Consider the following 24,393-nt stretch of genomic DNA (forward strand, 5'->3'; position numbering starts at 1 on the left):
CCCATGGCGCTGCGGCCCCTGTCCTGCGCTTTGCGTCAGCCTCTGTCAGGTGGCATGGCAGAGGTTGGACGGGCTGCGCTGCTATCGGGGCTTGGTCTTCTATGGCTGGGCGCGGCAGCGATGGCACAGGACAACGGCGGTGGCACCCTGACCTTGCCACTGCCGGAAGCCACAGCCCAAGAGGCCGCAGAATTCACAACCCTCAAGGGGCACGGGGGCCCGGTCATGGCATTGGATGTGTCACCGAGCGGGCAGGTTGCAACCGGCAGTTTCGACAATGCAGCGGCCCTGTGGACGGGACGGGCGCCCCAGTGGCTGGAGGCCCACGAAGCAGCCGTCACGGCGCTGGCATTTGTCGATGCAGGCCGGTTGGCCACGGCGGGTGATGATTTCGCGCTTTACCTTTGGCAGGAGGGAGAGGCCAAGGCAGTCCCTATTGGTCAGCACCTTGGAAAGGTGCGTGCCTTGGCTGTCGCGCCTGACCAGAGGTTTCTGGCGTCTGCCAGTTGGGACGGAGAGATCGGCCTGTGGCCCCTTGGCGAGGGAGAGGCGCGCAAAATCAAGGTGGGTAGCGGCATCAATGATGTGGCGATTGGCACCGATGGGGCGGTCTATGCGGCAACGATGGCCGGAGAAATCCTGATCTTTGACCAGCCTGACAGCCCGCCGCAGCGGCTGGTCCAGCAGGGATTTGGCATCAACCAGCTGATCTATGATCCGACTGGGAAATGGATTGCCTATGGTGCGGTCGACGGGGCCACGCGGGTGGTTCACAGTGAAACGGGCGCAGCGATTGCCGATTTCACGCTGGATCGCCGTCCCGTCCTTGCGATGGCGCATCATTCTGACAGCGGATTGCTCGCCGTGGGGGATGGGCAGGGCTATATCATGGTTGTGGACACCAAAGCCTGGCGCATCCATTCCGATTTTCGGGCCAGTAGGCAGGGGCCCGTCTGGGCGCTCGCCTTTTCTTTGGACGGCCAGACAATCTGGGCGGCGGGATTGGATGATGTGGCCTATGGCTGGCCCGTCGCAGTGATGGGAGAGTTGGAGGCGGAAATGGCTGGCAATCGCTCTTTTCTGCGGGATCCCGAAACCATGTCGAACGGTGAGCGGCAGTTCATGCGCAAATGTTCAATCTGCCATGCGCTGACACCGGACGAGGGGCGCAAGGCAGGGCCAAGCCTGCATCAGGTATTTGGCCGAAAGGCCGGCACACTTGCAGGCTATCGCTATTCCGAGATCCTTGATGGATCTGATATAATTTGGGACGAGACGACAATCGATGCCCTCTTCGATCTGGGACCGGATCACTATATTCCCGGTTCCAAAATGCCGATGCAGCGGATCACCGACCCGCAGGATCGGCTGGATCTGATCGCGTTCATGAAGCGCGCAACTAAGGTGGAGAATTAACCAAATGAAAGCCATGTTGACGGGATTTGCCGCCATCATCGTGATTGCTGCCGGTGCGAATTTCGCGCTGGATCGGGCAGGCTATGCCTCTGATGAGAAATTGTCCGGCCCCTCTGTACGTCTGGACTGATTGTGCTGACCACTGCCGAGGCACCCCGCGACGAATATGGGGAAAATCTGGCTGGCGCGTCGATCCTTGTGATTGATGACGAACCCGGCATGCGCAATTTCATGACCAAGATCCTGACGCCCCGCTGCAAAAGGGTAGAACAGGCGGCCTCGGCCGCCGAGGCATCCGCGATTCTTGATCAGGCCCATTTTGATCTGGTGATCCTGGACAACATCATGCCCGGTAAAACCGGTCTGGAGTGGGTGCAGGAGCAGCGCAAGGTCGGGCTCTTTGCCGATACGGTGCTGGTGACGGCCTATGCGGATCTTGAAACCGCAATTCAGGCGCTTCGGGTCGGGGTGGCGGATTTTGTCCTGAAACCTTTTCGGGCCAATCAGATCCTGAACTCTGTGGCGCGGGCATTGGATCGCAAACATCTGCGGCGCGAGAATTATCTGCTGAAACATGCCCTCTCTGCAGAAGGGACCGCAACACGTGGCCGACTGCTGGGAAAATCGCCTGCGATCCAGACCGCACGAGACATGATCACACGGCTGGCGCCAATGCCGACGCCCGTGCTGTTCACTGGTGCGAGCGGAACCGGCAAGGAAATCGCTGCGCGCACGCTGCATTCGTTGTCGGACCGGGCAGACAAACCTTTTGTCGCGGTCAACTGCGCGGCGATCGCGCCGGATCGCATCGCACATGAGCTGTTTGGCATGGTCGATGCGCAGGATCGTCGTCAGGATGGCCTGTTCCTGTACGCCGATGGCGGCACGCTGTTCCTGGATGAAGTCGCCCAGATGCCGGAACAGGTGCAGGCTGCTCTTTTGCGGGTGCTGGAAGATCAGAGGATCAGACCGGTCGGCGCAGAGCGGGACATTCCGCTAAACCTGCGCTTTCTGTTTGCCACCAACGCGGATCTGGACCAGGCCGTGGCGGAGGGGCGTTTCCGGGCTGATCTCTATCACCGGATCAATGTGGTCAACATTCAGATGCCGCCGCTCAAAGAACGGGTGGAAGACATCGTTGAGCTGGCCGCACTGTTCATGGAGCAGTTTTCGACTACCCTGGCGATGCCCGCTTTGGAACTGGATGCGGAAACCCTGCTGAAATTCAGCCGCTACGACTGGCCCGGCAATGTGCGCGAGCTGCGCAACCTGATCGAACGATCGGTGATCCTTGGAGGCTTTCCCGAGGAGTTCGCAGGCACGGGCAGCGTGACTGGCAGTGCTGCGATGGATACGCTGGACCTGGTGATGCAGCGCCACATCATGCATGTGCTGGATGCCTGTGACGGCAACCGCGCAGAGGCGGCGCGCAGGCTGGGTGTTTCGCGCAAGACGATTGACCGCAAATGCGCAAGTTGGGGCGTTTGATCGTCTCAGGCGGCCTGTTCGGCCTGTGCTGCTGGTAGCCAGATGGTGAAAACGGCCCCCGTGACACTGCCGTCCACGATGCGGTTGTCGGCGGTGATATATCCGCCGACCCGCTGAATCAGGGTCTGGCTGATCGACAGGCCCAGCCCGGTGCCTTCGCCAAGGCGGGTGGTGTAGAACGGGTTGAACACCGAAGGCAGCACATCTTCGGCAATGCCGGGGCCTGTGTCTGCAACGGTAAGGCACGCACCGGGGGCCCCGTCATGATCCAGTTCCCGCAGGGTGAGCGTGAGCGTGCCGCTCCCGCCCATGGCCTGGGCCGCGTTGAGGATGAGGTTGATCACCACCTGCTGCAGCTCACCCGGATCGATCCGCACCTGCGGGCTTGTTTCGAAGTCCTTCTCAACAGTGATTGCCTGTTTGGTGACGACATGATCGACCAGAACCAGACAGTCGCTGACCACCGGCGCCATATCCAGGCTTTCCTCGAAGGTGCCAAACTCTGAGGGGCGGGCGAATTGCAGCAGTTTGCCGACAATGGCGCTGATCCGCAGGATCTGGTTGTCGATCAGGTCCAGCTCTGTTGCGACCTCGGCCCCGGCCTCCGGCGGAAGTGTCATGCGCACCACGTCGACATTGCCCTGAATGACGGCAACGGGGTTGTTGATTTCATGCGCGACCCCGGCAGTGATTTCCCCGATAGAGGCGAGCTTTTCGCTCATCACCAGCTGTTTGAAGGTCGCTTCCAGTTTTTCGTTGGCCGCGCGCAGCTCGGCGGTGCGTTGGTCGACCCTCTCGTTCAGCTCTTCTGCCCAGTCGCGCAGTTTCTGGTCGCGCTCCTGCACCTGATCCAGCAGGCTGTCGAGATGGGCAGAGACCTGACCGATCTCATCCTGACGCCCGATGTGACCGTTGCGGGCTGTCAGATCGCCCCGTTCCACCCGCCCCATTGTACGGCTCATCTTTTCAAGCGGTGCAAAGATCCCCTTGGCGAGCCACAAAAACAGCGGCGCTGACAGCAACAGAACCGACAGGAACGATAGAACGACGGTCCAATAGGCCGAGAATTTGGCCGCTGCAAAAGGCGCCTCTAGAAAACCGACGTAGAGCATGCCGACCCGGTCGCCAAAGCTGTCGGTCAGGGGCAGGTAGCCGGAGATATACCAGTCGTTGACCACAAAGGCCCGGTCGAGCCAGGTCTCTCCCTCGATCAGCACCGCATTGCGAACAGCCCGCGACACGCGGGTGCCAAGGGCACGGACATCCTCAAACAGGCGCACGTTGGTTGACACACGGGTGTCGCCCAGAAACAGGGTTGCGGTTCCCTTGCGGCTGATCCTGTGGCTGTCGCCCAGATAGACAAGCGCGTTGATCGTATCGATGAAATCAAGGTCACGGTTCAGCAACCGCCCGGCCACCAGAACGCCGCGCGCGCCCTCTACCGTCACCGGCGCGGCAGAGTGGATGACCATGCCGCGATCTTCTGCCGGGCGGGTGGTGGGGACGGCGGCTTCGGTTTCGATCAGGGGGATGCGAGCGCGGGCGCTCAGCTCAGAGGAAATCGCATCAAGATCAGCCGCTGAAAAGATATCGATTTCAGAGGCCAGCAAGCCGGTGCTTGCCCGTTCGATCACCGGCCAGCGGCGGGCATCGCGGTCTATGCTGCGCATGGGCAGGTAATAAAGAAAATCCAGCTGCAACCGCGCGCGTTCACGATCCAGAAAATCCAGCTGAAGATGGGGGCGGTCGCTCAGCACTTCGGCAAAGCGGGCAGAGCCTGCAATCGCCGCCAGATCATCGCCGGTTCCGTTTTTCAGCTGCCGCAGATATTGGTCCGCGATCTTTAGGTCGCTTTCCACATTGACGATCAGAACGTCATCATAGTCCGCGTTCCATCGGGCCATCGCCACAACCAGCAAGAGCGGCATCATCACGGCCAGCGGCAACAGCGCAAGCAGCAGGAGGCGGAGGCGGACGGATTTCAAGGCGATGCTGTCCCGTGGGCTGATCAGTTCGGTTTACCGGTGCAGGCCCGGACAAGATCAGTGTCGCACGCCCAAGGGGAGAGCGGCAAGGCCGGGCAGGAACGGCCTAGCCCCACCTTTGCGGACCCGCCTTGTGTTTTGCCTGATGGTAGGGCTTGGGGTTGGCCCCTGTCAGGCGGGGATCGCCTTTCCGGCCCAATCAAACACCGCGCCGCTGTCGCGGGGGGTAAGCCCTGCAAGCACGTCAGCCAGATACCCTGCAGCTTGCGCCGGGTCGAACAGCTTATCTTCGGGGACGTTCTTGGAAAACGGGTCAGACAGGTCGGTGCGCACGGTACCGGGGTGCAATCCGACACAAATCAGCTGTTCATGGGTGCGTCCCATTTCGATGGCATAGTTCCGGATCAGCATGTTCAGCGCGGCCTTGGAGGCGCGATAGGCGTGCCAGCCGCCCAGCTGGTTGTCACTGATCGACCCGACGCGCGCCGAAAGTGCGGCAAAGGTAGCGGGGGATTTCCGTGGCATCAGCCCGAGAAAATGGCGCGCAATCATCGCCGGGGCGAAGGTGTTGATCGCAAAGACCTGTTCAAAGGCAGCCACGGATTGTTGTCGATAGGATTTTTCTGGCTGCAGGCCATCTTCGTCCGACAGAATTCCGGTGGCGACCACGATCAGATCAGGATGGACCTTGGACTGTCGGATCTGGCCGGCCAGCGTTTCCAGTGCGGCCTCGTCCGTGATGTCGACGCGATGATTTTGCACGCCTGGCCGCTCGGGCAGGGGGCGGCGCGCAACGGCGTGGAGGGTTTCGACATTGGGCTGGGCTGCGTAGTGGTCGACCAGCGCCGAACCTATGCCGCCGGAGGCGCCAAAGATGATCACGTTGCGGGGCAGGGTCATTTTCAGCTTCCCATCAGTTTCAGAAACAGGCGGCGGGGCAGGTGTTTGCCAATGGTAAAGAGCCAGGAAAAAGGCGCGGGGAAGCTGGTTGAAAACCGCCCGCTGCGCAGGGCGCGCATGCAGGCGTCCGCCGCTTCCTGAGGCGTCTGGATCATCGGCATGTTGAAATCGTTCTTGGCGGTCAGGCGCGTTTCGATAAAGCCCGGATTGATGACCTGAACCTTGATCGGCGTCTTATGGAGATCGGCTTGCAGGTTTTCTGCCATATGCATGACCGCGGCCTTGGAGGCCCCATACCCGGTCGCGCCGGGCAGACCAGTGTGACCCGCCAGAGAGCCGATCAGGGCGATGTGGCCGCTGTTGCGCTTTACCATCTGCGGGATGACACGCCCCACGACCCGCATCGCACCCATGAAGTTCACGTCGCAGATCAGCTCTACCTTTTCGGGGTCCCAATCCTGTGCGGGCATCGGGTCGTAGGCACCGGCACAATAAAGCACACCGTCAATTTGCCCGATATGCTCCACCGCCTGCTGGATGCTGTCAGGATCTGTCACATCCAACGGAAGGGCGGTGGCGTCAGACAGTTCATTTGCCAGGTCGTCCAGCTTGTCTGCGCTGCGGGCTGACAGAACCAGGCGCGCGCCTTCTGCGTCCATCCTGGCTGCGATGGCGCGGCCCAACCCCTCGCTCGCCCCGACGAGCCACCATGTCTTGCCTGCAAACATCTCAGTTGCCTTTCGGGCGAATGGTGGCCACCAGCTCGGCAACCTTGATGCCGAATTTGCGCATTTCAGAGCGGTTCATGATGGTGCCGTTCTCCATCAGGTACATCCAGTCGGTGACGTCAAGGACATGACCGCCCGCGCTTTCGGGGAGGCGGATGCGGTAGTGCAGCTGAACGGTCGCGCCAGTTTGCTGGCCACGCCCTTCGCCGATGATATCATCCGCGGTGGCTGTGAATGCGCCGTCTTCTCCCATGGTGAGATACCATTTGCGCGCCTGGGTATTGCCGCCCGCATAAACGAAATCCTCGCTCAGCGTTCCGGTGTGATCGCTCCACTCGCCGTTCATCGTCGCAACAAAACGCGATACGACGCGCCCCATCGGGCCATAGATGATCCCTTCCGAGATCATCTCGCCGCTCAGATGGGTGCGAATGTCAAAGACGGGGCCGGTTCCCTCGTAGTGGTGCGGGCGTTGGCTGCGAAAGCCGAAACCGGGCCGAAGAAGCGCCAGTAGCAGCAAGGCAATAATCGCTACAAGCAGGAGTTTCATCAGGAGATTACCTTTCTGGGTAGTCGGAGAACCATCGCCACGGCGATGAGTTTGATGCAGCAGGGAATGACCGCGTAGGCCCAGGTCAGCGTCTGAAGCGCCGCTGCGCTGTTCTCGGCGCCGGGTTGGAAACCGCTCATATGCAAGAGAGGAAGAAGAAGGACAGCCGCCGCAGCCAATGCAAGTTTCGCGGCAAAGGACCACAGGCCAAATGCCTGACCTGCCTGTAGCCCGGCGCGCGCGAGCGTGCGGGAAAACAAGACCGGCAGGATGACCATATCGGCGCCAAGGGCCGCGCCGGACCCGATGCAAATCAACGCAAAGCCAACGCCCGCCCCCTGTGGGAGGAAGGCCGCCCCGGCAAAGGACAGGATCGCAAGCAGCATTGCGGGAAACAACACTTGCTGGGCGCCCAACCGCTCGGCGGCCCGGCTCCACAGGGGTACGGACAGGCCGGCCGCCAGGAAAAACAGAACCAGAAAGGGCCCGGCCAGGTCCGGCAGCAGCAGCTTGTCTTCGACGAAGAACAGAAACAGGGTCGAGGTCATGGCGACGGGCAGGCTGTTTACCAGCGCAAGCGCCAACAGCCTGATCCCGCCAGCATCGCGCAGCGCACCAAGAGAGAGCGGCTCCTCACGCGGCGCTTCATTGGTCCATAGTCCACGGGTCATCCACCACACCAGAACGCACAGGCTCGCCAGCACCCACCCAAAGGCGGGGTATCCCCCCTGCGCCGCACCGAATGCGACCAGCGCCGTAGGGGCGAGGGCTGCGATGATGATGCCTGCCAATGTCCCGGTTTCGCGGTAGCTTGCCAGTTTGATCAGCGCCTCGGGGCTGCCTGCCAATGTGGTGCTTTGGCCATAAAACAGGACAGTGCCAAGGCTATAGGCCGTAAACAGCAACACCAGCGCCACAACCAGCCAAGGCACCACGCCACCGGCATTGGGCCGCGCCGAGTAGAGAAGGATGAAACCGCCTGCCATGCCAAATGCGGCGAGGGCTGCGAAGGTTGCTCTTTCTTGTGGCCAGCGGTCGGTGATCCAGCCCAGCAGGGGATCCTGCACGAAATCAAGCACCCGGATCCCCGCGAGAACCACCGCCAGCGTGCCTAGGCTCACACCCAGTTCCGCCGTCGCAAATCGCGGCAGATGGATGTAGAGCGGCAGGCCGGCGGCTGCCAGCATCAACGCAAAGAGAGAGATCCGGTGCGCCTGCATTACTGGCCCCGCAGCTCCCGCGAGAGGCGCGCGGCACGGCTGTTGTCGGACAGCCAGATGTTGAGAAAGCGCTTGCGCGCGTCAGGGTGACGGACAGAGCAGGTGCGTCGGCCGTTCAGATATAGCGCCACCTGGTTGCGAGAGGGGGAACTGGCAACAAAACTGTCACCTGCACCGACATCGCGAAAGCACTGGTCCAGTTTTTGCAGAAACTGGGCCTGATCCGGGCGTTGGCCCTCCAGCCGTTCGATTTCCGCGGCGGTGGCGCGCATCAGCTGATCCTTGCTAAAGGCCCGGCGGTAGGACAGGCGCAGCGCCAGCGGCGTGTTCCAGTCGAATTGCTGTTCGCCTTCGAGAAACAGGCTCGCGTCGTAAAGTGGCAGACCGAGCCAGCGAAACGTGACTTCACCCAGCTTGGTTGGCGCCGAAAGGCCGATTTCGGCCTTTGAGGGGGTGGCGACACTGCAAAAGGCAGCGGTTGCACAAGAGGCAATGACGCCGCTCAGTCGGCTGAGGATCGGTATCGCAGTGTCAGGCATGAGCAATCTCCACTTGGACAACATCGGTCTGCCCCACCTCAAAGGAGGCCGCGCAGGCCTCAAGGTAGTAGCGCCAGTTGCGCAGGAAGCCTTCGCCATAGCCAAGGCCCTGGATCTTGGGCGACATATCTACCAGGCGATCGGCCCAGGTGCGGCAGGTGCGGGCGTAGTCGGGACCAAAGGCAAAGCTGTTCTTGACCTTCAGCCCTGAGCTTCGGGCTTGATGGGAAATCACCGCATCTGACAGCAGCATCCCGCCGGGGAAGGTATATTGGCGGATGTAGTCCGATGAGTTGCGATAGATATCGAAATAGCTGTCCTGAACCGTGATGGCCTGAATAACGGCGCGCCCGTTTTCCGCAAGGCGGCTCTTTACCGTCGAAAAGTAGCTTGGCCAGTAGCGTTCGCCCACGGCCTCGATCATTTCGATGGAGACGATGTTGTCGTAGGTGCCTTCGCTGTTGCGATAGTCGCAGAGCCGGATATCGGCGCGCCCGTCCATTCGGGCGTCGGCATAACCAAACTGGCTGGGTGAAATGGTCAACCCGGTGACATGGCGACCTGTCTCAGTGGCGCGTTCTGCAAAGCCGCCCCAGCCACACCCGATTTCCAGGATCCGCTCCCCCGCTCCGAGACGGCTGAGCACGCGGTCGTATTTGCGGGTCTGTGCGCGGCCCAGATCATCATCTCCGGGTGTATAGAGCGCGGAGGAATAGGTCATGCTTTCGTCCAGCCAGAGCTGGTAGAATTCATTGCCGACGTCGTAGTGCGCCTTGATGTTGCGCGATGCCCCCTTGACCGAATTGGCACGCAGTAACCGATCGACAACGCGAAACTTCAGGCCTGCCCAGAAACTGGGATAGGCAAAATCGGACAGGTGATCGAGATTGAGCAGCGCGACCTTGATGACATTCTCGATGCTGGAGGTTTCCCAAAGCCCCGCCACATAGGTCTCTCCCAGCCCGATATCGCCGCGCGCCGCGGTGGCGGTGATCGCGCTCCAGTCGTGGATATGAAGATCCGCCTGTGGGTCGCCCTTGCCAAAGTCGTGGGTGTCGCCCTCTGGCGTAGTCAGCCGCAGGCTGCCGTTGCGAATGCGGGTGCAGCTGTCAAGAAAGTCATGTTTTACGCGTTTGGTAATAAAAAGCATCAGCTGATCTCGTGTTCGGGTGGTGTGGGGCGAGGGCGGTACGTCGCGCCCTTGAGTTTCAGTTTCAGCGCCTGCCAGTAGATAAGGGCAACGGTGCGCATGGTGCCTGCCGGACGGCGCAGGCTGGCCACAAGCAGTGCGCGGTTTGTCAGCGGACGGCGTGGACCTGTGAGGGTGGCGATCACGCCCTCCTTGCCATTGCGGTGATCGATGCGGATCGCAATGCGGCGGGGGGTGATGTCAAAGTTGAAGCGGTAATCGCCTGCAATCTCCTGAAAGGGAGAGACGTGAAAGACCTTTTGCGCCACCAGTCGGTCACTGGCAGCGATCGCGGTGAAATCAGGCTTGTGGCAGAGATAGCTGTGCCGATCGCCGAAGGTGTTGTTCACCTCGGCGATGACCGCATGCAGGCGGTCTCCGCGAAAGGCCAGCCAAAAGCTGACGGGGTTGAACACATGGCCGAGGTAGCCCGGCTGTGTCAGCAGGCGGATCGTGGTGCCCTCTAGTGACAAACCTGCATTTGCAAACACGCTTTCGGCCCAGGCAACGCCTGATCCCTTGCCGGGGCGTCCGCCGTGGTTGCGGTCCCGCACCGAGGCGAGGTTAAACCGGTTGCGCGAAAACAGAAGAGGGCCGTGGCTGCTGCGCGGGTCGATCAGCACGTAGTCGACGCCATAGCGAAACGCGTTGGAGATCTGCCCGTGGCGCGCGTGGGTTGTTTGGCCTGCGATATGGTCGGGCCAATGGCTCATGCGGGGATCCTCTCATGGATCTGCGCATCCCGCGCCTGCAGGTCACGTGCGACCCGAACGGCGCTGGCAAACCCGTCTTCGTGAAACCCGTGACGCAGGTAGGCACCCGCGAACCAGGTGTGATTGTCGCCTTGGATGTCCTTGATCTGTTGCTGCGCCCGCAATGCGGCCTTGTCGAACACCGGGTGGCGGAATGTTTTTTGATCGTAGATCATCTCCTCGCGCACCGGTGAGACGGGGTTCAGCGAGACAAACAGCGGATCGCGTTCGTCGATGTTCTGCAGCCGGTTCATCCAGTAGGTGACACCGATTGCGGTGCGATCGTCTTGCTGGTCGGCCTTATAGACCCAGGAGGACCAGCAGGCGCGCCGCTTGGGCATTTGCTGCGCGTCATGATGCAGGATCATTTCGTTGTCCTGATAGGGCATCGCGCCGAGGATTTTCTTTTCGTCCTCTGTCGGATGTGTCAGCAGACGCAGGCTGTCATCGGAATGACAGGCCATGATGACTTGATCAAAAGCCTCTTCGGTGCCGTCTGGCAGATGGATGCGCACACCCTCGGCGGTGCGCTGAACACCACGGACGGCGGTGCCGGGGCGCAATTGGCACCCCATCTGTTCCAGCCGCGCGGTCAGGCGGCGGACATATTCGATGCTGCCTCCTTTTACGGTCCACCATTGATGCTGGCCCGTTGCGCTGAGGAGAGCGTGATTGCGGAAGAAACGAACCAGGGACTGGGCCGGGAAATCGCGAATTTCTTCGGGCGGGGTCGACCAGATCGCCCCGCAGATCGGCATCAGGTAGTAGCGTTGGAACCAGTCCCCCAGCTTCAACTCGTTCACCAGCTCACCGATTGTGACGCTATCAGTGTTGGCCGCCTGCACAGCCTTGGCGTTGAAGTGAAGGATATCGCGCACCATTCGGTAAAAGGCAGGGCGCGCTGCGTTGCGTTTTTGCCCGAGGAGGGCACCGAGGTTGCGCAAACCGTATTCGACGCTGCCGTCCCCGATGGTGGCTCCGAAACTCATGTCGCTTTTGACAACAGGCACATCCAGATCGCGAAACATCGACGTCAGATGCGGGTAGTTCACGTAGTTGAAGACAATAAACCCGGTATCAACCGGCTGATCTCCGTTGCGCCCCGCCAGAACAGTACGGGCATGCCCGCCAAGGCGCGGTGCGGCCTCGAATAGGGTGACGTTATGCGTCTTAGACAACAGCCACGCTGCCGCCAGGCCGGAAATGCCACCGCCGACGATCGCGATACGCTGGCGGGCAGATGAAAATGCATCAAATGACATGCTGTCTCCATTTGTGTTTTCAACTTGTTACGCTGGGTTGGGGGCGTCGGATCAAAAATGAACGTATGAAATGATCTGGAAGACAAAATTTTTGAAAAAAGTGGCAGGCGCGGTGATCCAAAAGCGTAAAAGCACCGTAATCCCGGTATGCTGACCTCGCTAAGCGACCAATCTCTTGCAGCGCTCGACGCTCCAGTTACGGTAGACCGTGACACAAGTGTTGTGCGTGAAAGGGAAAAAGTGGAACGGGAAAGCCTATCTGACCAAACGGTCTGGATGCTGGCGGTGCGCGACAATCGCGACCGGGTGGCGTTTGGTCGCCTGTTCGACTATTTCGCGCCCCGACTGAAAGGCGTGATTTGCCGCTCTGGCATGTCACCCAGTCAGGCGGAGGATGTCGTGCAGGATGTCATGCTGACCGTGTGGCGCAAGGCGGCGATGTTTGATCCAGAGCGTGCGCAGGTGTCTGCGTGGATTTTTCAGATCGCCCGCAACCGCCAGATCGACGTCATCCGCAAGGAGCGCAGGCCGGTCCCGGAAGAGCTGAAGCTGCCGGAAGAGACACAGGAAGATGCAGCCCAGGTGCTGGCGCTGGATCAGGAAACACAAAAACTGCGCGCCGCGTTGCGCCGTCTGAAACCCGCCCAGCGGGAAATGGTCGAAAAGGCCTACCTTGGGGAGCTCACTCATTCGGATATCCGGGACCAGACCGGATTGCCGCTTGGTACGATAAAATCGCGCATCCGTCTCGGTCTAGAGCGGCTGCGTCACGAATTGAAGGAACAAGGACTGACATGACCGGTGTGCGTCATCATATCCCGGACCCTCTGTTGGTTGCCTATGTGTCAGGATCGCTGCCACAGGCCTATTCGCTGGTGGTCGCAACCCACCTGTCCATGTGCGATGATTGTCGCGCCCGCGCCACCGCACATGAGGCGGTTGGGGGATCCATCCTGGAAAGCTGCGGCACTGCCGATCTCTCCGGCGGGCTGCGTCAGCGCGTCTTTGACATGTTGGACGAGCCGGTCATTGAGACCCCGCGCTATGAGCGGTCCGGCATCTTTCCCGCACCGGTCATGGAGGCGCTCGGCGGCTTGCCGCCCAAGTGGAAGAGCCTCGGCATGGGGGTGCGCCAGTCCATTCTCAGCCATGACGAGGGCGGCAGTGTCCGACTTTTGTACATCCCCGGAGGACAAGCCGTTCCAGACCACGGCCACAACGGTTTGGAGCTGACGCTGGTCCTGCAGGGCGCGTTTCGGGACGAAACCGGCCGCTTTGGTGTTGGCGATCTGGAGGTGGCTGACGATGACCTGGAACATACCCCGGTGGCCGAAGACGGCGTGGCGTGCATCTGCCTTGCGGCGACGGACGCAGCGTTGCGGTTCCGTTCCCTTGTTCCGCGCCTCTTGCAGCCGATCTTTCGGATCTGAACACCGCGTGCCCGTGACGAAATGGGCCTGTGAAACGACAAAGGGCTGCCAATTGGCAGCCCTTTTCGATTGTGACGCGCGGTTGTACGCCTCGGCTCTGATCAGCCGTTCATCACCTTGCCCATATGGCGGCCGGTGTCGATCATGCGGTTGGAGAAGCCCCATTCGTTATCGTACCAGCTTACGACACGGACCAGACCTTCGGAGGTGACAGCGGTCTGCGGTGCGGCGAAACAGGACGAATGCGGGTCATGGTTGAAGTCGATCGAAACGAGCGGGTCAGTTTCGTAGGACAGGATGCCGGCCAAGTCGCCCTCGGCCGCGGCCTTGAGCGCGGCATTCACGCTTTCGACTGTGGCGTCTTTTTCCGGCACAAAGCTCAGGTCAACCACAGACACATTGGGTGTCGGCACCCGGATCGCAGAGCCTTCGAGGCGGCCCTTGAGGTGGGGCAGCACTTCGGCAATGGCGCGGGCTGCGCCAGTCGAGGTCGGGATCATCGATAGCGCCGCAGCGCGCGCCCGATAGAGATCCTTGTGGCTGGTGTCATGGGTCGGCTGGTCGCCTGTATAGGCGTGAATTGTGGTCATGTAGCCGGTCTTGATACCAAAGGCGTCATCCAGAACCTTGGCAACCGGTGCGAGGCAGTTCGTGGTGCAAGAGGCATTGGAGACGATAATGTCGTCCTTGGTCAGATCGCCGTGGTTCACGCCATAAACAACGGTGCGGTCGACCTCTTTGCCGGGGGCAGAGATCAGAACCCGCTTGGAGCCATTCTGCAGGTGCTTGGCTGCGCTGTCGCGTGTGGTGAACAGACCGGTGCATTCATAGGCAATGTCCACGTCCTGCCAGGGCAGCTCTTCGGGGTTGCGGATCGCGGTCAGTCGAATGCTGTGCTTGCCGACTTGCATGGTGTCGCCGTCGACCGTGACCTTTGCCGCGAGGCGGCCGTGCACGCTGTCGTACTTGAGCAGATGTGCAAGCGTGTCCGCCGGGGACAGGTCGTTGATCGCAACAACGGTGACGTCCTCGACGTTGTTTTCCAGCAGGGCGCGCATCACGCCACGGCCAATCCGGCCAAATCCATTGATCGCAATTTTCAAGGTCATAAGTGCAACTCCGACTGGGTCATGCAGGCCGGTGCAAAAAATCCGGCCTCTAGAGTGTGATGTTTGCGGCATCGTTATCGCTAACACTGCCGGAAATCAAGAGCGCAGCCGATGCCCTGACGCGGCGGCCCAGCCAAAAACGAACGCGCAGGGTGCGCGCCGTATTTTCAGGCATCTGAAAAGACGGGAAAATTTGGCTCTATCTGTGGGCGCGATCACGGCAACGTGACGCGGCAACGGGCAGATCCCGCAGGGGGGCTCTCCGAACCGGAGCACATCACCATTCTGGTTTAGTCCTGTTCTGCCGCCTCTTGCCACAATTACGGACAGTTTGGACGATATCCGATCATCTGCACGCAAGGGTTGTTAGGGTTACCATTTGTAAATCCAGGATTGTCAGGATGGCGCGTGTATCTTTGGGTTGTTTTGGGTGTTTTCATGCGGCTTAGACTTGTAATGCTACTGGTAATTGGACCCCTCTTGGCACTGGCTGGGGTTTTCGTGCTGATGGAGATCAACAATCAGCGACAAAACCATCAGGTTGCTGTCATTGCCGCTGAAAAGACCGCGGAAGATGGGCTGATCGGTGATCTGATCCATGAACTCCAGCGAGAGCGCGGATTCTCGGCTGGGTTTCTGTCCTCCAAGGGGCAGAATTTCGCAGCGGATCTGACAAGCCAACGCGCAGCGACCGACGCCGTGCTGGGGCGGACGTTGGGGCAGGTTTCGCGCTTGGCAGCTGACCACCCAGACGCCTACCGCACATCAGAAACTGCCCTTGCTGAATTGTCGTTGATGCGGGCCAATGTGGACGGGCTGGCGATTCCGGTGCCGGACATGGCGTCTTATTACACCGGCATCATCAACAATCTGCTGCATGTGTCGCGGGCGGCGATCAGCGTGGACAATTCCAGCCGGTTTCAGGCGCTCTTGCAGGCGCGCTTCCTGATGAGCACCGCCAAAGAACGTGCCGGTCTGGAACGTGCAACGGGTGCTGTGGGAATTGGGCAGGGATTTGATCTGGCCCTGCACGACAGGTTTGTATCCCTTGTCGGGGGGCAGGATGCTCTATTGGCTGAGGCCTCAGCAGCATTGGACGAGGGCAGCTGGATTGCTGGTTTGCAGCAGTCACCTGAGTATCTGACACTGGAAACGCTGCGCCGCCAACTTGTTGCCAACTACGAAAAAGGGCAGGCCGCGGATATTTCCGGCAGCGCGTGGTTTCAGGCATCTTCCGCCTGGATCGACCTGCTGAGAGCCGAGGAGCAGAAGATCAACACCCGCATCGTTGAATTCGCCCGCGAGGTTGAGGTGCGCAGCGGCACTGCGCTCAATCGCCTCGTGATGGTTGCGGTTGCGGCCTCCATCGCGGTCATGCTGTTTGCAATCGGTTGTTTTGAGCTGATGATCCGTCGGATCCGTGCCCTGACCATGGCAGTCGGCGCCTTTACCCGCGGTGACTTTGATGTCGAAATCAAGGGGACGACCGGCAATGATGAACTGAGCCGCATGGCGCGCGCGGTCGATGGTTTCAAGGACGAGTCCCTGGCGATGCGCACCTCTGCGCAATCCCTGGAGGCGGCCCAGAAACAAAGAGAGGAAGAGCAGGCAGGTGTTTTCCAGACCGTGAAGGCGCATTTGACACGCCTGTCGGATGGAGATCTGACAGCAACCATCGACACGCCCTTTCCGCCGTCTTTCGAGGGATTGCGCGGCGATTTCAACGATACCCTTGCAACGCTTGGGGCGACGTTCGGGCAGATCGCAGATGCGGCAGCCAGTATTCGCAACGGCGCGGCCGAAATTCGGCAATCTTCCAGTGATCTGTCTTATCGCACCGAAAGCCAGGCTGCCACGCTGGAAGAAACCGCAGCAGCGTTGGAAGAGATGACCGCCAGCATCCGCTCTGGCGCCGAGCGAACCCGCACGGTAGAGCACACGATGGCCGAAACCCGTCAGGAAGCAGAGACCAGCGGGGTCGTGGTGCAGAACGCCGTGTCTGCCATGACTGAGATCGAGCAATCCTCAGGTAAGATATCTCAGATCATTTCGGTGATCGATGATATTGCCTTTCAGACCAATCTTCTGGCTCTCAATGCCGGGGTAGAGGCCGCCCGTGCAGGCGAGGCGGGGCGTGGGTTTGCGGTGGTCGCAAGCGAAGTGCGCGCCTTGGCGCAGCGGTCCTCTGATGCGGCGATGGAAATCAAGACGCTTATCGAGGACAGCTCGCGTCAGGTCGATCACGGCGTAGAGCTGGTCGGGAAAGCAGGTGATGCCCTCACCAGCATTGTCGAGCGGATCAATCATGTCTCGCAACTGGTGTCAGAGATCGCCGAAGGGGCGGTTGAGCAATCAACCGGCCTCAACGAAATCAACACCGGCGTGAGCCAATTGGATCAGGTCACCCAGCAAAACGCCGCAATGGTGGAGGAAGCGACTGCCGCCGGGCATATGCTGGACGGCGATGCTACGAAACTTGCGGATCTGGTGGACAAGTTCAGGATCAGCTCTGCAGGCGGCGCTGCGCGGGGAGGGGCGGACCCCATTGATGCAGCGCTGTCAGAAACGGTGCATTACCACGTAGAATCAGCTCCATTCCCTGCCTCTTCTGCGCGCTCAGCCTAAGACGGGCTCTTGTTGATACAGGGTGCGCCGGCACAACATATGCCACTGCCCGTCACGCCAAGGGCGACAATCGGTGGTCGATGTCGGTTCCGGATATAAACTCGTCCGGAACCGCCACGGTCAGTCGGCGCGCTTATTGGGCAAATGCTCCTGCAAGGAACAGGAGCTGGCATGCGGTACTCTGCGCTTGGACTGATCAAAGAGGCCCTGACGGGGCACAAGGGCTGGCGCCCGCAATGGCGGGATGTCGCGCCTCAATCGCACTATGACTATGTGATTATCGGTGGCGGCGGTCATGGTCTGGCAACGGCCTATTATCTGGCGAAAGTGTTTGGCGCTGCCCGGATCGCAGTGCTGGAAAAGGGCTGGATTGGGGGCGGCAATGTCGGCCGCAACACCACCATCATCCGCTCGAACTATCTGCTGGACGGAAACGAGCCGTTTTATGAGTTTTCTCTCAAGCTGTGGGAAAACCTCGAGCAGGATCTGAACTACAACGCGATGGTGAGCCAACGCGGCATCCTTAATCTGGTTCACACCGATGCCCAGCGTGATGCAGCGCGCAGACGCGGCAATGCGATGATCCTGAACGGCTCGGATGCAGAGCTGTTGGATACGGACGGGGTGCGGGCGATGTACCCGTTCCTCAACTTTTATGATGCGCGTTTTCCCATCAAGGGCGGGCTGCTGCACCGCCGGGGCGGAACCGTGCGCCATGATGCGGTGGCATGGGGCTACGCCCGCGGCGCCGACATGCGCGGCGTCGACATTATCCAGAACTGCGAAGTCACCGGCCTGCGGATCGAGGGCGGCAAGGTTCAAGGGGTGGAGACCTCTCGTGGCTATATCGGCGCGGGCAAGGTCGGCGTGTCGGTTGCGGGCAATTCCAGCCGGGTGATGGCCTTGGCAGGGATGCGTCTGCCCATCGAAAGCCATGTGCTGCAGGCGTTTGTCTCTGAGGGGCTGAAACCGTTCATTCCCGGCGTCATCACCTATGGTGCGGGGCATTTTTACTGCAGCCAATCGGACAAGGGCGGCCTTGTCTTTGGTGGCGACATCGACATGTATAATTCCTACGCGCAACGCGGCAATCTGCCAGTGGTCGAGGATGTGGTCGAAAGCGGCATGTCCCTGATCCCGGCGCTGGGCCGGGCGCGGCTGCTGCGCAGTTGGGGCGGCATCATGGATATGTCGATGGATGGCTCTCCCTTCATCGACCGGACCGATATCGAAGGGCTCTATTTCAATGGCGGTTGGTGTTACGGCGGCTTCAAGGCCACGCCTGCCGCGGGCTATTGTTTTGCACATCTCCTGAAAACCGACCGCCCCCATGAAACCGCCACGGCCTATCGCCTGGACCGGTTCATGAGCGGTCACATGATCGACGAAAAGGGCCAGGGCGCCCAACCCAACCTGCACTAAGGACAAGACGAGATGATTATCAACCATCCGCTATTGGGGCCGCGCGATGCGCAGGAGTTCACCTATCTCGGCGATGCGGGGCTGATGAACCGCCCGTACTGGCTGTCTGAGACCGCGCTGCAGCAGTTCCACGACTATCTGTATCTTCGCGAAAATCCGGCTGGTGAGCATCGTGAACTTTGGTTTCATGAACAGGGGGATCGCTCCTGGCTGGTCGTGACCCGCAACACTGTCACCCATGAGATCCTCAAGGTCGAGCTGGCCCGGGATGTTGCCCTTGCGCAAAAGGCGGCCAACCTTGTCCAGGAGCCCTCGCAATGAGCGCGGTATCAACGCAGCAGGTGAACCGGCTGAGCGGAGGTCTGGTAGATCGTGGTCAGCCGCTATCCTTTCGCTTTGACGGGCAGAGCTATCAGGGCTGCAGTGGTGATACCTTGGCCTCGGCGCTGATGGCGAATGGCGTGCGCCTAATGGGGCGATCGTTCAAATATCACCGGCCGCGCGGCTTGCTGAGCGCGGGCAGCGAAGAGCCAAACGCGTTGGTTGAATTGCGCACCGGCGGCAGGCAGGAACCCAACACCCGTGCCACGGTCGCAGAGCTTTATGACGGGTTGGACGCGCGGTCGCAGAACCGCTGGCCCTCGCTGGAACGCGATATGATGGCGATCAATGATCGGTTCGCCAATTTCCTGACCGCCGGGTTCTATTACAAGACGTTCATGTGGCCCAAGGCATTTTGGGAGAAACTGTATGAACCCATTATTCGCAAGGCAGCAGGGCTGGGGCGCCTGACAGGAGACGCTGATCCGGATGCCTATGACAAAGGGTTTTTGCACTGTGATCTTTTGGTGGTCGGGGCTGGGCCTGCGGGGCTGGCGGCGGCGCTGACGGCGGGCCGGGCGGGTGCGCGGGTGATCCTCGCAGATGAAGATTTCTTGCTGGGTGGTCGCCTGTTGAGCGAAGCACAGCCATTGGCGGACATTGCGGGCGCAGATTGGGCGGGTCAGGTCCAGGCAGAGCTTGCAGTGATGGGCAATGTCCGCATTCTGCCGCGCACGACGGTGTTTGGGGCATATGACCATGGGATTTACGGCGCGGTCGAACGCAACGCGGATCATGTCGCAGCGCCTGATGCGGGTAAGCCCCGCCAGACGCTCTGGCGGATTTACTCCAAGCGGGCGATCATCGCGACAGGGGCAATTGAGCGGCCCATTGCGTTTGAAAACAACGACCGACCGGGGATCATGCTGGCTGGGGCGGTGCGCTCTTTTGCCAATCGCTGGGCTGCGACACCGGCGTCTTCGGTGGTGATTTTTGCCAACAATGACGATGCTCATCAAACCGCGCGTGACCTGCAGGCCAAAGGCGTGGATGTGCCTGCAGTGGTCGACGTACGCCCAGATGCCCCTGAAATCCCCGGAATTGAGCTCCTTGCGGGTGCACAGATCGTGGAAACCGCCGGGCGGTTGGGGCTCCGCTCTGTCACGGTGCGGATGGCCAATGGTAAAACCCGGATCATCCCCTGTGGTGCGCTGGCCATGTCCGGCGGATGGAACCCGAACCTTGGCCTGACCTGCCATCAGCGGGGGCGCCCGGTTTGGGATGGCGATCTCCATGCCTTTGTCCCCGGGCAGGACTTGCCAGTTGGCCAGCATGTTGCAGGGGCCGCGATGGGGGCCATGTCCACCGACGCCGCCCTGCGCAGCGGGGCAGAGCAGGCAGGGGAGGCGCTGGCAGATCTGGGGTTCACAGTGCCTGCGCCAGAGCTGCCAAAGGCGGAGGACGCGCCCGTGTCTCTGACGCCCTTCTGGCACGTGCAGGGCGCCAAGCGCGCTTGGCTCGACTTTCAAAACGATGTCACCGTCAAGGACGTCAAGCTGGCCCACCAGGAGAACTTTACCGCGGTTGAGCATCTGAAGCGCTATACCACGCTTGGGATGGCGACCGATCAGGGTAAGACGTCCAATGTCGGCGCCCTCGCGGTGATGGCAGAGCTGACCGGCAAGTCCATTCCCCAGACGGGAACCACGATCTTTCGTCCGCCTTATACGCCGGTGGCCATGGGGGCGCTTGCTGGGCGCGCAGTGGGCAAGGATTTCCATCCGACCCGCCTGACGCCGAGCCACGCCTGGGCGGAGGAACAGGGCGCCGTTTTTGTCGAGGTTGGCAACTGGCTGCGGGCGCAGTGGTTTCCGAAACCGGGTGAAACCCATTGGCGCCAGTCTGTGGATCGCGAGGTGCAGCAGACCCGTCGCTCTGTCGGGATCTGTGACGTCACTACGCTGGGTAAAATCGATGTGCAGGGGGCGGATGCGGCAGCCTTTTTGAACATGATGTACGCCAATGGCTTTGCAAAGCTGCCAGTTGGCAAGGTGCGCTATGGTCTGATGCTGCGCGAAGACGGTGTTGCCTATGACGACGGCACGGCCGCGCGCCTGGCTGAGGACCATTTTGTTGTGACCACAACCACGGCCAACGCCGTTTTGGTCTATCGGAACATGGAATTTGTCCGCCAGTGTCTGTGTCCGGACATGGATGTTCAGCTGATTTCAACCACCGAAGCCTGGGCGCAATACGCGGTTGCAGGGCCGAATGCGCGCAAACTCCTGCAAAAGATCGTTGATCCTGAGTTTGATATCTCGAATGACGCCTTTCCCTTTATGGCCTGCGGTGAAATCACTGTTTGCGGGGGCTGCCGGGCGCGGCTGTTCCGGATCTCGTTCTCTGGTGAACTGGCCTATGAAATCGCGGTGCCGACCCGGTATGGCGATGCGCTCATGCGGGAAATGATGGCCGCAGGCGAGGCGTTTGACGTCACCCCCTACGGGACCGAGGCGCTGGGGGTCATGCGGATCGAAAAAGGACATGCCGCGGGCAATGAGCTAAACGGAACGACCACCGCGCTGAACCTTGGCCTGGGGCGGATGGTGTCTGGCAAGAAGGACTGCATCGGCAACGTGCTGAGCCGCCGAGAGGGCATGAACACCGATGATGCCCTGCGCTTGGTCGGCCTGAAGCCCGTGACCCCAGCACAGAGCCTCCCTGCCGGGGGGCATCTGATGGCTGCGTCGGGCCCTGTCGATGCGGCGCATGATCAGGGATATGTGACCTCTGCTGCCTATTCGCCCACTCTTGGGACGGCCATTGGGCTTGGGTTTGTCAAAGGCGGGGCAGAGCGCCTGGGAGAGCAGCTGCGTCTGGTCAACCCGTTGGAGAAACAGGAAATGCTGGTCGAGATTGTCAGCGCCCATTTTGTGGACCCGGAAGGGGAGAAGCTCCGTGCATAAACTGAAACCACTGACCCCGCTTGGGTCTCATACGCCGCGTGTTGACCGGATTGGGCCGTTTGAAATCGCCGAGACCGTCGAGACGGCGTTTGCGTCAGTGGCGGCGCGAAACGGGCAGGAGGCGGCCGTGATCTCGGCAATGGCGCAGAACCACGGTCTGGATTTGCCGGTTGCTGGCAAGGCGGCGCAGGCGGGGAAACTGGCTGCGTTCTGGATCAGCCCGTCACAGTGGATGTGCGCGGCTCCGCACGAAACGCACGAGCTGCTGGCGCAGCAACTGAAGGCGACGCTCGGTGATAGGGCCTCGGTGGTGGAACAGACGGACGCATGGTGCCGCTTTGATGTTACCGGGAAGAAGCTGTGTGATCTGTTTGAGCGCCTGACCAAGGCTGATGTGCGTGCAATGCCCCCTGGCAGCGCCTGTCGCAGCACGGTGGAGCATCTGGGCGTTTTTCTGTGGCGGACGGCTGAGGACCAGATGGTGGTTCTCGGGCCGCGCTCTTCTGCGGCATCGCTCCATCATGCCCTTGTGACGGCCGCGCGCTCCATCGCCTGAGAATGGCGCGTCCGCGTCATCCCGCGGGCAGAGCGTCGCCGCTTTTGACACGAAGAGAGTTCTTGGCACGCCGGTCGTTGATCGGCGTCACGCCGAACGTTTCGCGGTAGATCCGCAAAAAGGCACCGGGCGTGCCATAGCCGACCATATAGGCGATTTCCGTCACCGAGGTGCTGGAATAAAGCACCAGCTGGCGGGCTTGGTTCATGCGCATCATGCGATAGTACTTCAGCGGGCTTTGCCCTGTGGCTTCCTTGAAGCTGCGCTCCAGCGAGCGTGGTGAAACACCGATGGCATCCGCGACATCACTGATCTGGATCGGGCTTTCGATATGTTCGGCGAAATGCTCAATGGCCTGAGCAACCTTTTTGGGCATCAAATCCATGCTCTTGGCCGTGGAGAAGGCAGGGGTTTTCTGAGCCGAGGTGGCGCTGCGCACGTAGGGGTGTTGGAACCAGCAGGCGACCTCTGCCATGACGCTGCCGTCCAGATGGGTTTCGATCAAGGTCAGCATGTGGTCAAAAACGGCTGATGCGCCAGAGATCGTCAGAAAGTCGCCTTCATCGCAGATAACGGTGCTGCGTGCATCCAATTCGGGGAATTCCGCCTCGAAGGCGGCTTCATAGCACCAATGGACAGACAGTGGATTGGTGTCGATCATTTTGGTCCGCGCAAGCGGGAACACGCCTCCGCTGAAGGCCCCAAGCCGGGTTCTGTTGCGCATCAGCCGTTGCAGGGCTGCATTGGCCCGCGAGGGATGTGCAAACTGGGCGTTCGGGCCTGCGGTGAACAGAAGATAGTCGTGCGGTTGCAGATCGGACAATTTTGCGTCCGGCGCAAAGGTCACCCCGGCAGAAGAGGCCACCGGCTCCTCTGTTTCGGCGACGACGGTCCAGCGGAACGCTTCCTGTCCGGAGATTTCATTCGCCGCCCGCAGCGGTTCTATGCAGGAGGTCAGACAGGCCATCGGAAATCCGGGAAAGATCAGGATGGCGAGGGAAATGGGGGCAGGGGCATCGGTCATGCCGTTGGTCCTTGGATCATGTCTGCAGTACAGGCGAGAATGTGTTGTTCGACCAGCCGCGCGGCAGGGGAGAGGGCGGCCTCTCTTTTCCGGAGCATGTGAATCTGCCGCTTTGCCAGCGAATCGGCCAATGGGCGAAAGATCAGCCCGGTCGCGTTTGCCGCCCGCGCAGCCATTTCCGGCAGAATCGTGATTCCGATTTCGGCATGTACCATCGCCATGATGGAGGTCAGGTTCTGTGCGGTCAGCAGGGCATTTGCATGTAGTGTTTTACAGGCAGGCACATCGATACCCGCAGAGAGACTGTTTGCTATCAGTCTCTCTCCCGTCAGGGCCTGCCAGTCGACAGGCCCACGATTCTGCGCAAGGGGATGAGAGGGGTGACAGATAACGCCGAAGGCATCTGACAGCAGATGCTGGCTGTGTAGTCCCGCGCTGTTTTCCCCCATGGTCGCGATGCCGATGTCGATACGGTTCCGGGACAATTCATGCAGAATGGAGTTGGAATCCATATCCCGCAACTCGATGTCCATCTTGCTGAAGTCCTTGATGTACTTTGAAAACACCACGGGCATGATGGATCCGGCTACGGATGGGACAGTGGCAATACGCACATGTCCATGGGTGGCATTGGCGTAGCCTTCGATTGCCTTGACCATATTGTCGAACTGCTGCAACTCGCGTTCGGCCTGCTCCAGAACATATGCGCCAAGCGCCGTAAGTTTGTTCTTGCGGTCGGTTTCAAACAGCGGCTCCCCGAGGTGGGTTTCCAACTGCTTCAGCATCATGGAGACGGCCGACGGGGTGCGCCCGAGAATGTCAGCCGCATCGCTGAGGTTTCCGCTGCGTGCCACAACAGCAAAGCCTCGCAGGAGTTCGATTTTGATGGTCACGCTCTTTGCTTCAGTTTG

Annotated in this window: 22 protein-coding genes; 10 read left to right on the forward strand and 12 right to left on the reverse strand. The window is 60.5% G+C overall.

Features of this window, described 5'->3' with window-relative positions:
* Positions 1–3: 3 nt before the first annotated feature.
* From NIT7645_RS17515 to NIT7645_RS17520, 3 genes are read left to right on the forward strand one after another with little or no spacing between them, the layout of a single operon-like run.
* Positions 4–1,416: a c-type cytochrome gene (locus tag NIT7645_RS17515; protein WP_008561920.1), complete on the forward strand. Its 1,413-nt coding sequence runs from the start codon at positions 4–6 to the stop codon at positions 1,414–1,416.
* A gap of 4 nt (positions 1,417–1,420) precedes the next feature.
* On the forward strand, positions 1,421–1,546 hold the full coding sequence (locus NIT7645_RS19785) for a hypothetical protein (protein ID WP_008558747.1): 126 nt from the start codon (positions 1,421–1,423) through the stop codon (positions 1,544–1,546).
* Positions 1,543–2,904: a sigma-54-dependent transcriptional regulator gene (locus NIT7645_RS17520; RefSeq protein ID WP_037302693.1), complete on the forward strand. Its 1,362-nt coding sequence runs from the start codon at positions 1,543–1,545 to the stop codon at positions 2,902–2,904. The genes NIT7645_RS19785 and NIT7645_RS17520 overlap by 4 nt, the downstream gene beginning before the upstream one ends.
* Before the next feature lie 5 nt (positions 2,905–2,909).
* Here NIT7645_RS17520 and NIT7645_RS17525 read toward each other — a convergent pair whose 3' ends face one another.
* The 9 genes from NIT7645_RS17525 to NIT7645_RS17565 all read right to left on the reverse strand — a co-directional run bounded on the left by NIT7645_RS17525 (position 2,910) and on the right by NIT7645_RS17565 (position 12,029).
* The gene (locus tag NIT7645_RS17525) at positions 2,910–4,889 is read right to left on the reverse strand and encodes a sensor histidine kinase (RefSeq protein WP_008558857.1); all 1,980 of its coding nucleotides are present in this window, start codon (positions 4,887–4,889) and stop codon (positions 2,910–2,912) included.
* Between the two features lie 171 nt (positions 4,890–5,060).
* Positions 5,061–5,789: an SDR family NAD(P)-dependent oxidoreductase gene (locus tag NIT7645_RS17530; protein WP_008560085.1), complete on the reverse strand. Its 729-nt coding sequence runs from the start codon at positions 5,787–5,789 to the stop codon at positions 5,061–5,063.
* A gap of 2 nt (positions 5,790–5,791) precedes the next feature.
* Positions 5,792–6,517 (reverse strand): SDR family NAD(P)-dependent oxidoreductase, encoded by a 726-nt coding sequence (locus NIT7645_RS17535; protein WP_008562451.1) that lies wholly within the window; start codon positions 6,515–6,517, stop codon positions 5,792–5,794.
* Between the two features lies 1 nt (position 6,518).
* On the reverse strand, positions 6,519–7,067 hold the full coding sequence (locus tag NIT7645_RS17540) for a DUF3833 domain-containing protein (protein ID WP_008562669.1): 549 nt from the start codon (positions 7,065–7,067) through the stop codon (positions 6,519–6,521).
* Positions 7,067–8,287, reverse strand: coding sequence for an MFS transporter (locus tag NIT7645_RS17545; protein WP_008563138.1), 1,221 nt, complete (start codon positions 8,285–8,287; stop codon positions 7,067–7,069). The genes NIT7645_RS17540 and NIT7645_RS17545 overlap by 1 nt, the downstream gene beginning before the upstream one ends.
* Positions 8,287–8,826, reverse strand: coding sequence for a chalcone isomerase family protein (locus NIT7645_RS17550; protein ID WP_008562239.1), 540 nt, complete (start codon positions 8,824–8,826; stop codon positions 8,287–8,289). The genes NIT7645_RS17545 and NIT7645_RS17550 overlap by 1 nt, the downstream gene beginning before the upstream one ends.
* Positions 8,819–9,976, reverse strand: a complete 1,158-nt coding sequence (locus NIT7645_RS17555) for an SAM-dependent methyltransferase (RefSeq protein ID WP_050687660.1) — start codon at positions 9,974–9,976, stop codon at positions 8,819–8,821. The genes NIT7645_RS17550 and NIT7645_RS17555 overlap by 8 nt, the downstream gene beginning before the upstream one ends.
* Complete coding sequence (locus tag NIT7645_RS17560) at positions 9,976–10,728, reverse strand: DUF1365 domain-containing protein (protein WP_050687662.1); 753 nt, start codon at positions 10,726–10,728, stop codon at positions 9,976–9,978. The genes NIT7645_RS17555 and NIT7645_RS17560 overlap by 1 nt, the downstream gene beginning before the upstream one ends.
* Entirely contained in the window at positions 10,725–12,029 is a 1,305-nt protein-coding gene (locus NIT7645_RS17565; protein WP_008559654.1) for an NAD(P)/FAD-dependent oxidoreductase, read from the reverse strand. Before NIT7645_RS17565 ends, NIT7645_RS17560 begins: the two co-directional genes overlap by 4 nt.
* Before the next feature lie 147 nt (positions 12,030–12,176).
* On the opposite strand from NIT7645_RS17565, the gene NIT7645_RS17570 reads away from it, so the two are divergent.
* Positions 12,177–12,827, forward strand: a complete 651-nt coding sequence (locus tag NIT7645_RS17570) for a sigma-70 family RNA polymerase sigma factor (RefSeq protein ID WP_037302695.1) — start codon at positions 12,177–12,179, stop codon at positions 12,825–12,827.
* Positions 12,824–13,459, forward strand: coding sequence for a ChrR family anti-sigma-E factor (locus NIT7645_RS17575; RefSeq protein WP_008559178.1), 636 nt, complete (start codon positions 12,824–12,826; stop codon positions 13,457–13,459). The genes NIT7645_RS17570 and NIT7645_RS17575 overlap by 4 nt, the downstream gene beginning before the upstream one ends.
* A 101-nt stretch (positions 13,460–13,560) precedes the next feature.
* On the opposite strand, the gene gap is transcribed toward NIT7645_RS17575, so the two are convergent.
* The gene (gene gap / locus NIT7645_RS17580; protein ID WP_008560641.1) at positions 13,561–14,568 is read right to left on the reverse strand and encodes a type I glyceraldehyde-3-phosphate dehydrogenase; all 1,008 of its coding nucleotides are present in this window, start codon (positions 14,566–14,568) and stop codon (positions 13,561–13,563) included.
* A 456-nt stretch (positions 14,569–15,024) separates the two neighbouring features.
* Here gap and NIT7645_RS17585 point away from each other — a divergent pair, with 456 nt between their 5' ends.
* The 5 genes from NIT7645_RS17585 (at position 15,025) to NIT7645_RS17605 (ending at position 22,458) form a co-directional block, all read left to right on the forward strand.
* Positions 15,025–17,193 carry a methyl-accepting chemotaxis protein gene (locus NIT7645_RS17585; RefSeq protein WP_242656131.1) on the forward strand — a complete coding sequence of 723 codons (2,169 nt, stop codon included), beginning with the start codon at positions 15,025–15,027 and terminating at the stop codon, positions 17,191–17,193.
* Between the two features lie 171 nt (positions 17,194–17,364).
* Positions 17,365–18,615: a sarcosine oxidase subunit beta family protein gene (locus NIT7645_RS17590; protein ID WP_008559410.1), complete on the forward strand. Its 1,251-nt coding sequence runs from the start codon at positions 17,365–17,367 to the stop codon at positions 18,613–18,615.
* 12 nt (positions 18,616–18,627) lie between these two features.
* Positions 18,628–18,936: a sarcosine oxidase subunit delta gene (locus NIT7645_RS17595; RefSeq protein ID WP_008562059.1), complete on the forward strand. Its 309-nt coding sequence runs from the start codon at positions 18,628–18,630 to the stop codon at positions 18,934–18,936.
* Positions 18,933–21,902 (forward strand): sarcosine oxidase subunit alpha family protein, encoded by a 2,970-nt coding sequence (locus NIT7645_RS17600; RefSeq protein ID WP_008561652.1) that lies wholly within the window; start codon positions 18,933–18,935, stop codon positions 21,900–21,902. Before NIT7645_RS17595 ends, NIT7645_RS17600 begins: the two co-directional genes overlap by 4 nt.
* Positions 21,895–22,458 (forward strand): sarcosine oxidase subunit gamma, encoded by a 564-nt coding sequence (locus NIT7645_RS17605; RefSeq protein ID WP_050687664.1) that lies wholly within the window; start codon positions 21,895–21,897, stop codon positions 22,456–22,458. The genes NIT7645_RS17600 and NIT7645_RS17605 overlap by 8 nt, the downstream gene beginning before the upstream one ends.
* A 16-nt stretch (positions 22,459–22,474) precedes the next feature.
* On the opposite strand, the gene NIT7645_RS17610 is transcribed toward NIT7645_RS17605, so the two are convergent.
* Complete coding sequence (locus NIT7645_RS17610; protein WP_008560835.1) at positions 22,475–23,482, reverse strand: GlxA family transcriptional regulator; 1,008 nt, start codon at positions 23,480–23,482, stop codon at positions 22,475–22,477.
* Positions 23,479–24,375 carry a LysR family transcriptional regulator gene (locus NIT7645_RS17615; protein ID WP_037303095.1) on the reverse strand — a complete coding sequence of 299 codons (897 nt, stop codon included), beginning with the start codon at positions 24,373–24,375 and terminating at the stop codon, positions 23,479–23,481. Before NIT7645_RS17615 ends, NIT7645_RS17610 begins: the two co-directional genes overlap by 4 nt.
* Positions 24,376–24,393: the final 18 nt, after the last annotated feature.

It is taken from the genome of Phaeobacter italicus, from assembly GCF_001258055.1.
GTDB lineage: Bacteria > Pseudomonadota > Alphaproteobacteria > Rhodobacterales > Rhodobacteraceae > Phaeobacter > Phaeobacter italicus.